This is a genomic window from Pseudomonas sp. Z3-6, assembly GCF_051131985.1.
Classification (GTDB): Bacteria; Pseudomonadota; Gammaproteobacteria; order Pseudomonadales; family Pseudomonadaceae; genus Aquipseudomonas; species Aquipseudomonas zanjanensis.
On sequence record NZ_CP071644.1, the window covers coordinates 2,110,680 to 2,123,448 of the forward strand.

Here is a 12,769-nt window from a genome sequence, read left to right on the forward strand (position 1 = left end):
CGCTAAGGGTTTTCGGAAGGGCAGGTATAGCGAATGTCTTACACGAGATGGTAGCTATGTCGTCTATTTCGCTTTGGATCCGAGGCGTAATCTGGACTCATCCACTGAAGCACAGGAAGTGCTCAGGATCAGGGACGATCGACCATGCAAGGATTAGCTATCGACAGGGAGTCGTAATGGTCTTGGAAAAACCCGCTTCGGCGGGTTTTTTTTCGTCTGCTGGAAAGTGTCAAAGGGTTCTATAGCGAAACGCTTACACGGCGTTGCTGCTTTCTCGTCTTTTCCCAGGACACCGGGAGGCCTAATCTATATTCATCCACTGGGTACAGGGAGTGCTCAGGGTCATGGATGATTGGACCAGGCATGGAATGCCGGACAGGGAGTCAAATTGGTCCTCAAAAAACCCGCTTCGGCGGGTTTTTTTTCGTCTGTGAAAAAGTAGCCTGATGTGCCAAACGCAGGGTCAAGCGCCACTGGCTTGCAGCGCCTGGGCACGCAAACGAGCGATGTCCTTGCTCGGCGAGGCGCCAAATAGACGGCTGTATTCGCGGCTGAACTGCGAAGGACTTTCATACCCCATCTTGTAGCCGATTGACGAAACATCGCTGCTCTGCGCCAACAACAACCGGCGGGCCTCTTGCAGGCGCAGCTGTTTCTGATATTGCAACGGGCTCATGGCGGTCACGGCCTTGAAGCGGTGATGCAGGGCCGAAGGGCTGAGGTTGATCATTTGTGCCAGGCTGTCGATGTTCAGCGGCTCGGCGTAATGGCTATTGAGCCACTCGATGGCGCGGCTGATGCGATGGGTCTGGGTGTCGGGAATGGCGATATCGTGCAAGCGCCGGCCTTGGACGCCACGCAGCAGCCGGTAGAAAATTTCCTGTTGGGCCAGCGGCGCGAGCGTGGCGATATCGTCCGGGCTGTCCAGCAGCCGCAGCAAGCGCAACACCGCGTCCAGCAATGGCGCATCGATGCGATCGAGGAACAACCCGCGTCCGGTTCTTTCGCTCGGTACGCCGATGGGACTGGCGTCGGCAATCAGGCGACAGATCTGTGCCGGATCGATGTCGAGGCGGATGCACAGGTAGGGGCGCTCGGGACTGGCTTCAATCACCTGGCCGGCCAACGGCAGGGTCACCGAGACGACGAGGTAATTGAGCGGGTCATACACGTAGCATTCATCCGCCAGGCGCACTTCCTTGCGCCCCTCGACAATCACGCACAAACCAGGCTTGTGCACGGTGTGCAGGGCTTCGGTTGGCTCGTCGCTGCGGATCAGGTGCAAGGCCTCGATGGCCGTGGGATGGACGCCGAAGTCTGGAGCGAAGCGCATCATCAGGCTCGCCAGTTCGGCGCGACGCTGACTAACGCCGTCGTCTGACGCCGTGTGGATGGACGTGGATACCGACATGCCGATCAATCTCCCAGGCCAAATGAGTGGACCGCGCTAGTAAAACCGATTGCGCGGTTGTCGGCCAGAGTCGCATTTATCGCTACAGGATCGTGCAAGTGCGCAGGAGGATCCGACTAACCCAGGCAAAGGTCGGTTGCCTAATCTGGACCTGTCAAAACGCTCCCACCCGGGGGCCAACACGTCCAGACGAGGAAACCATCATGTCCGATATTCAAAACAAAGTCGTGGTCATCACCGGCGCCAGCAGCGGGATTGGTGAAGCGGCGGCGCGGTTGCTCGCGGCTCGCGGTGCTCGTGTCGTACTCGGCGCCCGGCGTATCGATCGTTTGCAAGCGCTGGTGCAGGAACTCGAAGCCGCCGGCCAGCAGGCGGCCTGCAAATCCGTGGACGTGAGCCGCCGCGATGACGTCCAGAGCCTGATTGACTTCGCTGTCGAACGGTTCGGTCGGGTCGACGTGATCATCAACAACGCCGGGGTCATGCCGCTCTCCAAACTCGAGGCGCTGAAAGTCGAGGAGTGGGACCGTATGATCGACGTCAATATCCGTGGCGTGCTTCACGGCATCGCCGCCGGCCTGCCGCTGATGCAGCGCCAGCGTAGCGGGCAGTTCATCAACATCGCATCCATCGGTGCCTACGCCGTCAGCCCGACGGCCGCTGTGTATTGCGCCACCAAGTACGCCGTGCGGGCGATTTCCGAGGGCTTGCGCCAGGAAGTCGGAGGCGATGTGCGCGTGACGGTGATTTCCCCCGGCGTGACCGAGTCGGAACTGGCCGAGAGCATTTCCGATGAAGGTGGGCGTGCCGAAATGCGTGAGTTTCGCAAGATCTCCATTCCGGCCGAAGCCATCGCCCGGGCAATCGCCTATGCCATCGAACAGCCCGCGGATGTGGACGTCAGCGAACTGATTGTGCGACCCACTGCCAGTCCGTTCTAAGTCGAGTTGAACCGACAAGGAAACCCTTTGTGGCGAGGGAGCTTGCTCCCGCTGGGTTGCGAAGCGACCCCAAGATTTTGCGACCGCTGCGCAGTCGAGCGGGAGCAAGCTCCCTCGCCACAATGGGACTGCCTCAAGGTTGTGTCCAACCCGACATAGTCTGTGCGCCGGCTTTGGGGCTTATCGTTACGCCAGCTCCAACCGCGCCGCAGCACGCTGGGTGATCTGCGAGCGCACCCGGAACGACTCGGCCGCACGCCGTTGGGCTTCTTCCAGGACGCGCGTCGGCGCGGTGTCCGGGCTGCCGGCGGTGAACGGCGGGGCTGGGGCGTATTCGAGTTGCAGCTGGACCAGCTCGGCGGTGTCCTGGTCGAACAGTTCGGCCGCCAGGGTCAGGGCAAAATCGATCCCGGCCGTGATGCCACCCCCGGTGAGCAGGTTGCCGTCGCGGACCACGCGGTCCTTGACCGGCGTCGCGCCCAGGGTTTGCAAAAGGCTGTGATAGGCCCAGTGAGTGGTGGCGCGCTTGCCTTGCAACAGGCCTGCCGCACCGAGCACCAACGCACCGGTGCACACCGAGGTGATGTATTTCGCGTCGGCGGCTTGCCGCTTGATGAAGGCCAGCGTCTGCTCGTCTTCCATCAGCGGCCCGACGCCGGTCCCGCCGGGGACGCAGATCACATCGAGCTTCGGGCAGTCCTCGAACGTGGTGGTAGGCAGCAGTACCAGCCCGGTACTCGCGGTGACCGGGGCCAGGTCCTTCCAGATCAGGTGGACCTTCACATCTGGCAACGAGGCCAATACGTCATAAGGGCCGGTCAGGTCCAACTGCTGGACTTGGGGGAATAACAGCAAACCGATCTGCAACGTCATGTCGCGTTCTCCTTTGGATGATGCCCGAGGGGTGGACGGTTTGACTTTAGATCCGTAGGCTCTGGCGTATACGCCAATAAGCCCACGAATCACGCCAATATGCCCAACCCACCGAAAACCGTTCATGTCCTGGCCTTCGCCAACGTGCAAGTGCTGGATGTCACCGGGCCCTTGCAGGTGTTTGCCTCGGCCAACGATTTGGCTCGCCAGCAAGGCCTGCCGCTGCCCTACACACCAACGGTCATCGCGGTGGGTGGCGGGGCGGTCATGTCCTCGGCGGGCTTGGCGCTGATGGCCGAGCCGCTGCCGAGCGAAGGCAGCGACACGTTGCTCATTGCCGGTGGTTGGGGCGTGTATGAAGCGGCGAAAGACCCGGCGCTGGTGGCCTGGGTCAAGGCGCACGGCCTGCGTTCGCGAAGGGTGGCGTCGGTGTGCACCGGGGCGTTCCTGCTGGCCGCCAGCGGTTGGCTGGACGGACGGCGCGTGGTGACGCACTGGACCCGCTGCGAGCAATTGGCCGAGCAACATCCGCAATTGCGGGTCGAACCCAACCCGATTTTTATCAACGACGGTCCGGTCTGGACCTCGGCCGGGGTGACGGCCGGCATCGACCTGGCCCTGGCGCTGGTCGAGGAGGACTTGGGCCGCGCGGTGGCGCTGGAGGTCGCCCGGCAACTGGTGGTGTTCCTCAAGCGTCCTGGCGGGCAATCGCAGTTCAGCGTGACGTTGTCGCTGCAAAAACAGGGCAGTCGGTTCGATGACCTGCACGCCTGGATCGCCGAAAACCTCACCCGTGACCTTGGCCTGTCGAGCCTGGCCGCCGAGGTGAGCATGAGCGAGCGCAGCTTTGTGCGTCACTACCGCGCCGACACCGGCCAGACCCCGGCGCGGGCCGTCGAGTTGATTCGCGTGGAAACCGCGCGCCGTTTGTTGTCCGACACCGCGGTGTCAATCAAACGGGTGGCGGTGCAATGTGGCTTTGGCAGCGAAGAAACCTTGCGCCGAAGTTTCCTACGGGCCATGGGCGTGACACCCCAAGCCTATCGCGAGCGGTTCGCCGTCAACCCTCAAGCAGATCCAGCAACGCCTTGAGCGTGGCCTCGGGGGCTTCCTGGGGAATGTTGTGGCCGACACCGGCGAGCACTCGGCGCTCGTAAAAACCGCTGAAATGCTCGGCATCTTCATCGTGCTTCGGCGCGGGCCCCACGCCGTCGTCGCCCCCGCACAGGGAAATGCTCGGCACGCTGATGGCCGGTTGCGCCGTCAATTTTTCCTCCATCCACTCCAGCGTCGGATCGCCCGGTGCGTACATGAAGCGATGACGGTAGGAGTGGATTACCACGTCGACGAAGTCCGGGTTGTCGAACGACGCTGCGCTGAGGGGATACAGTTCGGCGCCACGTTTCCAGGTCGGCGACCACAGGCGCCAAAGCAAGCCACACAGCTCGCGCCGGTTCTGGGTCAGGCCCTCGACACCCCGGGCCGTGTGGAAGTAGTACTGATACCACAGCCGATGTTCGGTTTCCGGATCCAGCGGTTGCCTGGAGCGCGGAATGTCCTGCAGATTGTAGCCATCGCCGGTCACCAGGCAGCGCACGCGTTCGGGCCACAGCGCCGCGACGATACACGCCGCCCGACCGCCCCAGTCGTAGCCACACAGCGCCGCTTGGGGGATGGAGAGTGCGTCCATCAGATCCAACAGGTCCTGGGCCAGGGCGGCTTGCTGGCCGGAGCGCAGGATGGCCGGGTTGTTGAAACGGGTCCGGCCGTAGCCGCGCAGGTAGGGCACGACGACCCGATAGCCACGTTGGGCCAGGGCCGGCGCGACTTCGTCGAACGCCCTGGGATCGTAAGGAAAACCGTGCAGCAGGATGATCGGGTCGCCGCTGGCGGGACCGTGTTCTTCGTAGGCAATGCGCAGCAACGGCGTGACGGCGAAGTTGATCCTGGGCTCAAGGTTCATGTCGGCCTCCGGCAGTGTGCGGTTGTGTTCAGGCAGGTTCCTGGTTGACGTATTTGGCCCGATCCGGCGTGAACGTCACAATCATATTGGTGTTGGAACAGGTCAGGGTGCGCTCCTGGGTCAGGTCGATGTCCAGGTCTTCACCGCGCAGTCCCTGCCATTGGGCGAGGTATTTGAGGCAACCGAATTTTTCGTTTTTCTTCAGGCTGCGGCTGACGCCACCTTTCCAACCCAGCACCGGCAACTCCCCGGCCACACAGCGTTGCGCCAGTTCGGGAAACTTCGCCGAACGTTCGCGGCCGATTTCCCAGCACTTGATCAAGCCCCGGTCGTGGCCTTCCCAGAGGTCTTCGCGGGTCAGGCCTGTTCGGGGTGGGGTGGTGATGGGGCGTTTGATATGGGTCATGTCAGGTCCTTGAGTCGGGTTTTTATCGGGCAGCTCCGCTGCACCCGTGAGAGCGTCGATCTTAGGAGGGGTTGGCGGGGCTGGCAACTCGAAAGGGGGCGTAACGCTAAATGGGTGACTTGCGGTGATTGCTTCTGTGGCGAGGGAGCTTGCTCCCGCTGGGTTGCGAAGCGACCCCATACCAGACGCTGGTTCTTTGGAGGCTGGAAGATTTTTGCGCCTGCTGCGCAGTCGAGCGGGAGCAAGCTCCCTCGCCACGGGGTTGTGTTCCTACAAAAAAATAGGTGAACCGGAATTTTCTGACGAGTCGCGTCGGTTGTCGGTTCGGAAGGGGCGGGGATAGGCTTTGCCCGTCGCTGCAAAATCAGCGACCGGGTTTGGTCGCCCGGGTTTAGAATGGCGCACAATGCCGCGCGAGCGGCTGTCTGCTTTATGGCTGACTGTGCGTGGGAGGGCTTCGGGCCCTGCCGGGTATCCATTCCCTGGTCGACCAACCTGCGTACAGTTCGCCACCCTTCTGCTTGGTCGCGGAAATGGCGAACTCCACTTTCGAATGGAGATTCACATCATGGTCAAGATCACCCCCAACCCACCACACGCCGAAAACCTCTCTGCCTACACCACCTTCGATACACAAAAACTCCGTGAAGCCGCCGACCGGGCGCTGAACGTTCACTTGTCTCCTCCCGCCCCACCCAAGCCCGACACCCAGGACGGTCAGGTTTTCACCGTGGTTCCCGGCCTCAACGCCGAGTCGGTGCTGACCACCCTCAGCGAAACCCTGGCCTCGGCCGATGCGCTGGTCAGTGACTTGGGGTTCGAGTTGGAAGGTTCCCGGCGTCATGTTGCGTTGGGGATTCAGCAGTTGATCGAACTGGCCAGGTTGCTGGCCAACCGAGCGTTGGATGACCTCGAACTGGCTGACTCAACACAATAGTCAGCCCACCGTTTTCCCTGTGGCGAGGGAGCTTGCTCCCGCTGGGTTGCGAAGCGACCCCAGGATTTTTGCGCCTGCTGCGCAGTCGAGCGGGAGCAAGCTCCCTCGCCACAGGGACTGTGCCCAGTCTGAAGGGCCATTCAGCTCACGGCTGCCAATGATTTTTCTCGCCGCTCAACTTGCGGTCCAGGAAGCTCGCCGCACTGATCAGCGCCAGGTGGGTCAGGGCCTGGGGAGTATTGCCCAGGTGGTAGCCGTGGCTGTCGAACTCTTCGGCGTACAACCCCAGCGGGTTGGCGTAGCGCAGCAGTTGTTCGAATTCCAGCTGGGCTTTTTCCACGCGGCCGGCGCGGGCCAGGCATTCGACGTACCAGAAGGAGCAGGCGGCGAAGGAGCCTTCGGTGCCGCTGAGGCCGTCGATGGGGCTGTCGTCGTTGCGGTAGCGGTAGACCATGCCGTCGCGCACCAGGCTTTTTTCGATGGCATCGAGTGTCGACAGCCAGCGCGGGTCGCGGGCGCTGACGAAACGCACCAAAGGCATCAACAGCATTGAACCGTCCAGGGCGGTGCTGCCCAGGCGTTGGATAAAGTGCTGGTGTTCGTCGTTCCAGAAGTTGGCCCAGATGTCTTGGTAAATGGCCTGGCGGGTCTCGTCCCAGCGAGCGAACGGGGCGGGCAGGGAGCGCTTTTCGGCCAGGCGGATGGCGCGGTCGACGGCGACCCAGCACATCAGCCGCGAGTGCAGGAAATGTTGTTTGTCACCGCGCATTTCCCAGATGCCCACGTCCTTGTCCTGCCAGACAGTGCATACCTGGTCGATCACTTCGACGGTGTGTTTCCAACCTTGATGGGAAATGGCTTCGCCGTATTTGTTGACCAGGTACACGGCGTCCATCAGCTCGCCGAAAATATCCAATTGCACCTGTTGGTAGGCCAGGTTGCCGATGCGCACCGGTTGCGCGTTGCCGAAGCCGCTCAAGTGCGGCAGCTCGGTTTCCGGCAGTTCCTGCCTGCCGTCCAGGCCATAGAGGATGTTGAGTTTGGTCGGCTGGTCGCAGCAGTCGCTGACCCGGCCCCGCAGCCAGCGCATGTAGGCGTTGGCTTCGTCGACGAAACCCAGGCGCATGAACGCATAGACCGTGAACGAAGCGTCGCGGATCCAGGTGTAGCGGTAATCCCAGTTGCGCTCGCCCCCGCGGGTTTCCGGCAGGCCGAAGGTGGCGGCGGCGAGGATGGCGCCGTGTTTGCGCGAGGTCAGCAGTTTCAGCGCCAGGGCCGAGCGGTTGACCACTTCGCGCCAGCGCCCGCGATAGTTGGATTGGCCGATCCAGCCGCGCCAGAACGCCAGGGTCCGCTCCAGGCACATCGCGCTGGCATCGTCCTGCAGGCGCGGGTCGTCGATGCCGCCCAGCAGGAATTCGGCGCGCTGGCCCTGTTCCAGGGTGAACTCGGCCACGGCGGCGTTGCCGTCCAGCGTCATGGGCTGATCGCCGCATAAACGCAGGCTCGGATGCCCTGGCGCGCTGAAGCAAATGTGGCTGCCGTCCTGGCTCGCGGTCGTCGCGGCCCGGGCATAGTCATGCCGCACCGCGCAGCGCAGGCGAAACGTCGCACTGCCGACGGTCATGTGGACCTTGCGCATCAGCACCGGCAAATCGTCTTCGCTGTCGCCGATGGGCAGCAGGTCGGTGATTTCCACCACAGCGCCGTCGCTCAGCCAACGGGTTTGCAACACGTTGGTGTCGGGCAGGTAGATCTGTTGCCGACGGGCGTTCGGCAGGTCAGGCGCGAGTTGGAAAATGCCCGCCTCCGGGGTGTCGAGCAGGGAACAGAAGATCGACGGGCTGTCGAATTCCGGCCAGCAGAAGAAATCGACGCTGCCCCGGTCGTTGACCAGCGCGGCGCTGCGCATGTCGCCGATGATGCCGTGGTTCTCGATGGGGCTTTGCGGTTCGTCATGATCAGCCATTGCCGCGAAACCCCGGATAAAGGCTCATCCCGCCATCGATGAACAGCGTGGTGCCCACCACATAATCGGACCAGTCCGAGGCCAGCCAGACCACCGCATTGGCGACGTCCTCGACATCGCCGACGCGACCGTAAGGAATCAGCTCCAGCAGTTTCTGCTCCTGCTCGCCCTCGGTGGCTTCGCGGTTGATGGCCGTGCGGATGGCGCCGGGAGCGATGCTGTTGATGCGGATGCGCTGGTGGCTGGTTTCCTGGGCCAGGCTCTGCATCAGCAGATCGACACCGCCCTTGGACGCGGCGTAATTGACGTGGCCGGCCCAGGGAATGCGCTGGTGCACCGAGCTCATGTGGATGATCTTGCCGGCGGCCCGGGACACGCCCTGGCGAATGCCCTGGCGATTGAAGATTCGCAGGGCGGCGCGGGCGCAAAGGAACTGGCCGGTGAGGTTGGTGCCGATCACGGTGTTCCAGTCTTCCAGGCTCATATCGACGGCGGCGGCGTCTTTTTGCAAACCGGAATTGGCCACCAGGATGTCCAGTGTGCCAAAGGCATCGAGGGCTTGGGCAAACAGGTGCTCGACCTCCTGTTCCTTCGACACGTCGGCCCCCACGGCGATGGCGCGGCCGCCGTTGGCGTTGATTTCACGGGCCAGTTCTTGCGCCGGCTCGGCGTTGGAATGGTAGTTGAGCACCACGGAGGCACCCACATCTGCCAACGCCTTGGCCGCGCCTGCGCCAATGCCGGAGCTGGCGCCGGTGACCAGGGCAACCTGTCGGGCGAGGGATATCTGCATGGTCTAGCACCTTGAGTTGAGGGCCTTACCTGCTGACTGGTTTGAGGTGGGTGGAGTTCAGTTGGGTGAGGTGGTCTTCATATTCCAGGTCCAAACACAAACCTGTGGCAAGGGGACTGTGGGAGCAAAGCTTGCTCGCGAAACAGGCGACTCGATTTCCGAAAGACCGCATTGTCTTCATCGCGGGCAAGCCTTGCTCCCACAATCTGTCTGCCAGAAAAAGAATGTGCTTCAGGGCCGCTGTTACCACCCCCGCCCCGAATTCACCCAGAAATTAACCGACAACGACGTCGACACCGACTCCACCTGGTGAAACCAGCCTTCCGGCAAAAACAGCAAATCTCCAGCCTCCAGCGTCACGCGCAGGAAGGTCACGTCACGGGCCCGGGGGAAGCGTTGGTAGTCCGGCGCGTCCGGGTTGAAATCGCAGCCGTCCAGCCCGCCTTGGGGCGCCGTGGACCAGGTGCCCAGGGCTTCGCGGTGATGAGGCGCGGCGAGGGTGAAAGTTTTCTGGCCCCAGACCTGGGCGAACAGATTGTCGGTGTCGTCGCGATGCAGGGGCGTCAGGGTGCCCTTGGGGCCGATCCAGATACGCGGTGGGATGAACAACGACGGGTCGAAGTAGGGCGGGTACTTGATCTGCTCCATCAGCTGCGCCGGCAGGATGTTGTTGCCCATGTAGGCCGGTGGTTCACCGTCGGCACCCTTGGCCGCCGGACTGTCGAGGGAAGCGATAAAGTCGGCCATGGACGTGGCGCGAAAATCCCGCTCGGTGGAGAAGGTCTTCTTCACGTAGTCGCCATGACGGGTGATGCCTTGCAGCTCGGCGAAATGCACCAGGGATTCTTCGCGGCTGAGCTTGAACAATGGCCAGTCCTGCAGGGCATCGCTGATGACCAGCGGAATGCCGTGGGGCAGGTACTGGGCGCGGAACTGCTGCACCGACAGCCCGCTGCGCGGCCGCCGTTCCACGCTGCGTTGGGTCGGCAGGCTGGCGGTGAGTTTTTCGCTGAAGCGCGGCGGGGTCGGGTAGCGCTTGTTCATGTCGACCTTTTCCACCACGCCACCGCCATGCCGGGCATGGTCGATGATCTGCGGCAGCAACGTCGCCAGGCCCATGTTGCCGCCGATTTTCAGGCGACCGCTGGCGAACAGTTCCTCGACATTGGCCATGCCGGCCATGATCCCGAGGAAGTCCTTCTCCGCCACCTCGATGGTCACGTCGGGGCTGGTGTGGCGGCCCGCCTCGGTGCGGCTGCTGGCCTTGACCTCGGACCAGTACGCCTGGTGCGGGCCGAACACGAATTGGAAGACGCCTTCGATACCAACGGCGCCGGCATTGGCGAACAGCTTGCCCAGGATGGTGTGCAGGTCCACGGCGGTCACTCTTGCGGGTTTTTGGTCTTAGCAGGTAACGAGGGCCCGGATCAGAAATTTAGGCCCTGTCGCTGCGTCATCGACCCTCGCCCTAGCGCGTCGCGACCATGAACAGCCGGGGAAACGACAGCAGCACCGTCCCATCGTCCTGGGCTGGGTAAGTCTGTTCGATCGCCTTGAGATACTGCTCCAGGTATTGCTCGCGCTGTGTTTCGTCCAGCGGCTCGAGAAACGGCCGCAAGGCGCTGCCCTTGAACCATTCCACCACGCCTGCGGCACCGCCGGCCAAGGGGTGATGGTAGGTGGTGCGCCACACATCGACGCGGCTGCAGTGGGGCTTGAGCATCGCGTAATAGGCGCTGGCATCCGCCATCTCGGTACGCGAATCAGCCGCCGCGGCCAGTTGGCTGGCCCAAGGCCCGTTGGCGGCGATTTCCCGCATCAAGCGGTGGGAGGGCTGGTGCAGGTTGTCGGGCATCTGGATCGCCAGGCTGCCGCCGGGGGCGAGTTTGCCGATCAGCGAGGGCAGCAGGGTGGCGTGGTCGGGCAGCCATTGCAGCACCGCGTTGGCGAAGATCACGTCGAACGGCCCGGGTTCATCCCATTGGCCAATGTCGGCCGTATCGAATGCCACGGCGGGCAAGCGCTTGCGTGCGGCGTCGATCATGTCGCTGGAACTGTCCAGGCCGCGTACCGTGGCGCCGCTGAAATGTTCCACCAACAACTCGGTGGAGTTGCCCGGGCCGCATCCCAGGTCGATCACCGTGCGTGCCTCCACGGGAGGAATGGCGGCGAGCAGGTCCCGGGACGGACGGGTGCGTTCCTGTTCGAAGGTGACATATTGCTTGGCGGACCAGCCCATGGCGTTCTCCTGTGCAGTGATCGAGATGTCGCCAGTATAAGGTCGTGTGGGAAGATGAACCGCGTTATCGTTCATCGCGGGCAAGCCTTGCTCCCACATGCCTTGCTCTCACAAGCCTTGCTCCCACATGCCTGGCTCTCACAAGGGGTAGGCATCTCGTCGCGAACGTCACGGTTTTGACTAATTCCATGGGTTAGGATTTCGTTATCTTCCCTACACGACCGATCGGAGAAAACCGCAGTGACCCAACTGACCCTGCTGTGCCTGCCTTATTCCGGCGCCAGCGCGATGGTGTATAGCCGCTGGCGGCGCACGTTGCCGCAATGGCTGCACGTGCAACCGGTTGAATTGCCGGGGCGCGGTGCACGCTTCGACGAGCCACTGCACACCGACATGGGCCCGTTGGCGATGCAACTGGCGCGGGAGCTGCACCCGACGCTCCAGGCCCCGTACGCCTTGTTCGGCCACAGCCTGGGCGCGCTGCTGGCCTGCGAAATTGCCCATGCCCTGCGTGAGCTTGGCAGCCCGGAACCGGTGGCGCTGTTTGCCTCCGGCACCGCGGCGCCGACGATGCGCGCCGACTATGATCGCGGTTTTGCCAAGGCGAAAACCGACGCTGAGTTGATCGAGCAACTGCGCACCCTCAATGGTACGAGCGAGGAGATCCTGGCCAATGAAGAGCTGATGGACCTGACCCTGCCGATCCTGCGGGCCGACTTTTTGCTGTGCGGTCGTTTCCAGCCACGGCAGCGGCCGCTGCTCAAGTGCCCGGTGCATGTATTCGGCGGCACGGCCGACAAGGCCACCACGGAGCAACTGATGGGCTGGCGGCGGGAAACCACGGGCAGTTTCTCGGTGGACATGCTGGCGGGCGGGCACTTCTTCATTCATGAGCACGAGGCCAAAGTGCTGCGGCTGATCAAGGATCAGTTGAGCGTGCATCATCGGCGGCATGGGTTGGCGATCAGCGCCTAGCCCGTTCAAGACCCGCTTCTGTGGCGAGGGAGCTTGCTCCCGCTGGGCGGCGAAGCCGCCCCAAAGAAACTTGCAGTAGTCCAGACAGACCGCATCAGCCGGTTTACGACTGCTGCGCAGCCGAGCGGGAGCAAGCTCCCTCGCCACGGGTTTCTTCCTTTCTGACACTTGTTCCCAAGCGCTAATTTTTCCGGTTTGCATTCGTTTCATAGGGACGACTTGCCTTTGTGCCTTGTGCCCACTGATTCCGGATACCCCAGAA

The 12,769-nt window shown here is 62.7% G+C and carries 12 protein-coding genes; 4 read left to right on the forward strand and 8 right to left on the reverse strand.

The annotated features are described in order from the left end of the window. Nucleotides 1-463 precede the first annotated feature (463 nt). Nucleotides 464-1,411 (reverse strand): AraC family transcriptional regulator N-terminal domain-containing protein, encoded by a 948-nt coding sequence (locus J3P88_RS09700; RefSeq protein WP_434574896.1) that lies wholly within the window; start codon nt 1,409-1,411, stop codon nt 464-466. A gap of 203 nt (nt 1,412-1,614) precedes the next feature. Between J3P88_RS09700 and J3P88_RS09705 the strand changes: the two genes are divergently transcribed. Continuing rightward, nucleotides 1,615-2,352, forward strand: coding sequence for an SDR family oxidoreductase (locus J3P88_RS09705; protein ID WP_186710396.1), 738 nt, complete (start codon nt 1,615-1,617; stop codon nt 2,350-2,352). Nucleotides 2,353-2,538: 186 nt separating this feature from the next. On the opposite strand, the gene inhA is transcribed toward J3P88_RS09705, so the two are convergent. Further along, on the reverse strand, nt 2,539-3,225 hold the full coding sequence (inhA, locus tag J3P88_RS09710) for an isonitrile hydratase (protein WP_434574898.1): 687 nt from the start codon (nt 3,223-3,225) through the stop codon (nt 2,539-2,541). A gap of 99 nt (nt 3,226-3,324) precedes the next feature. Between inhA and J3P88_RS09715 the strand changes: the two genes are divergently transcribed. Beyond that, a complete protein-coding gene (locus J3P88_RS09715) occupies nt 3,325-4,317 on the forward strand; it encodes a GlxA family transcriptional regulator (protein WP_434574900.1) in 993 nt (330 codons plus the stop codon). Here J3P88_RS09715 and J3P88_RS09720 read toward each other — a convergent pair. Together J3P88_RS09720 and J3P88_RS09725 are read right to left on the reverse strand one after the other, a co-directional pair. Next, nucleotides 4,286-5,188: an alpha/beta fold hydrolase gene (locus J3P88_RS09720; protein WP_434574902.1), complete on the reverse strand. Its 903-nt coding sequence runs from the start codon at nt 5,186-5,188 to the stop codon at nt 4,286-4,288. The two genes, J3P88_RS09715 and J3P88_RS09720, sit on opposite strands and share 32 nt — an antisense overlap. Before the next feature lie 28 nt (nt 5,189-5,216). After that, the gene (locus J3P88_RS09725; protein ID WP_186710392.1) at nt 5,217-5,594 is read right to left on the reverse strand and encodes a hypothetical protein; all 378 of its coding nucleotides are present in this window, start codon (nt 5,592-5,594) and stop codon (nt 5,217-5,219) included. A gap of 568 nt (nt 5,595-6,162) precedes the next feature. Between J3P88_RS09725 and J3P88_RS09730 the strand changes: the two genes are divergently transcribed. Continuing rightward, nucleotides 6,163-6,531: a DUF6124 family protein gene (locus tag J3P88_RS09730; protein ID WP_434574904.1), complete on the forward strand. Its 369-nt coding sequence runs from the start codon at nt 6,163-6,165 to the stop codon at nt 6,529-6,531. Nucleotides 6,532-6,676: 145 nt separating this feature from the next. Here J3P88_RS09730 and J3P88_RS09735 read toward each other — a convergent pair whose 3' ends face one another. The 4 genes from J3P88_RS09735 to tam all read right to left on the reverse strand — a co-directional run bounded on the left by J3P88_RS09735 (nt 6,677) and on the right by tam (nt 11,532). Then, entirely contained in the window at nt 6,677-8,500 is a 1,824-nt protein-coding gene (locus J3P88_RS09735; RefSeq protein ID WP_434574906.1) for a glycoside hydrolase family 15 protein, read from the reverse strand. Continuing rightward, nucleotides 8,493-9,293 carry an SDR family oxidoreductase gene (locus tag J3P88_RS09740; RefSeq protein WP_434574908.1) on the reverse strand — a complete coding sequence of 267 codons (801 nt, stop codon included), beginning with the start codon at nt 9,291-9,293 and terminating at the stop codon, nt 8,493-8,495. The genes J3P88_RS09735 and J3P88_RS09740 overlap by 8 nt, the downstream gene beginning before the upstream one ends. Nucleotides 9,294-9,536: 243 nt before the next feature. Next, nucleotides 9,537-10,670: a cupin-like domain-containing protein gene (locus J3P88_RS09745; RefSeq protein WP_434574910.1), complete on the reverse strand. Its 1,134-nt coding sequence runs from the start codon at nt 10,668-10,670 to the stop codon at nt 9,537-9,539. Between the two features lie 91 nt (nt 10,671-10,761). Further along, nucleotides 10,762-11,532 (reverse strand): trans-aconitate 2-methyltransferase, encoded by a 771-nt coding sequence (tam, locus tag J3P88_RS09750; protein ID WP_434574911.1) that lies wholly within the window; start codon nt 11,530-11,532, stop codon nt 10,762-10,764. Nucleotides 11,533-11,772: 240 nt separating this feature from the next. Between tam and J3P88_RS09755 the strand changes: the two genes are divergently transcribed. Continuing rightward, on the forward strand, nt 11,773-12,507 hold the full coding sequence (locus J3P88_RS09755; protein ID WP_186710381.1) for an alpha/beta fold hydrolase: 735 nt from the start codon (nt 11,773-11,775) through the stop codon (nt 12,505-12,507). Nucleotides 12,508-12,769 lie beyond the last annotated feature (262 nt).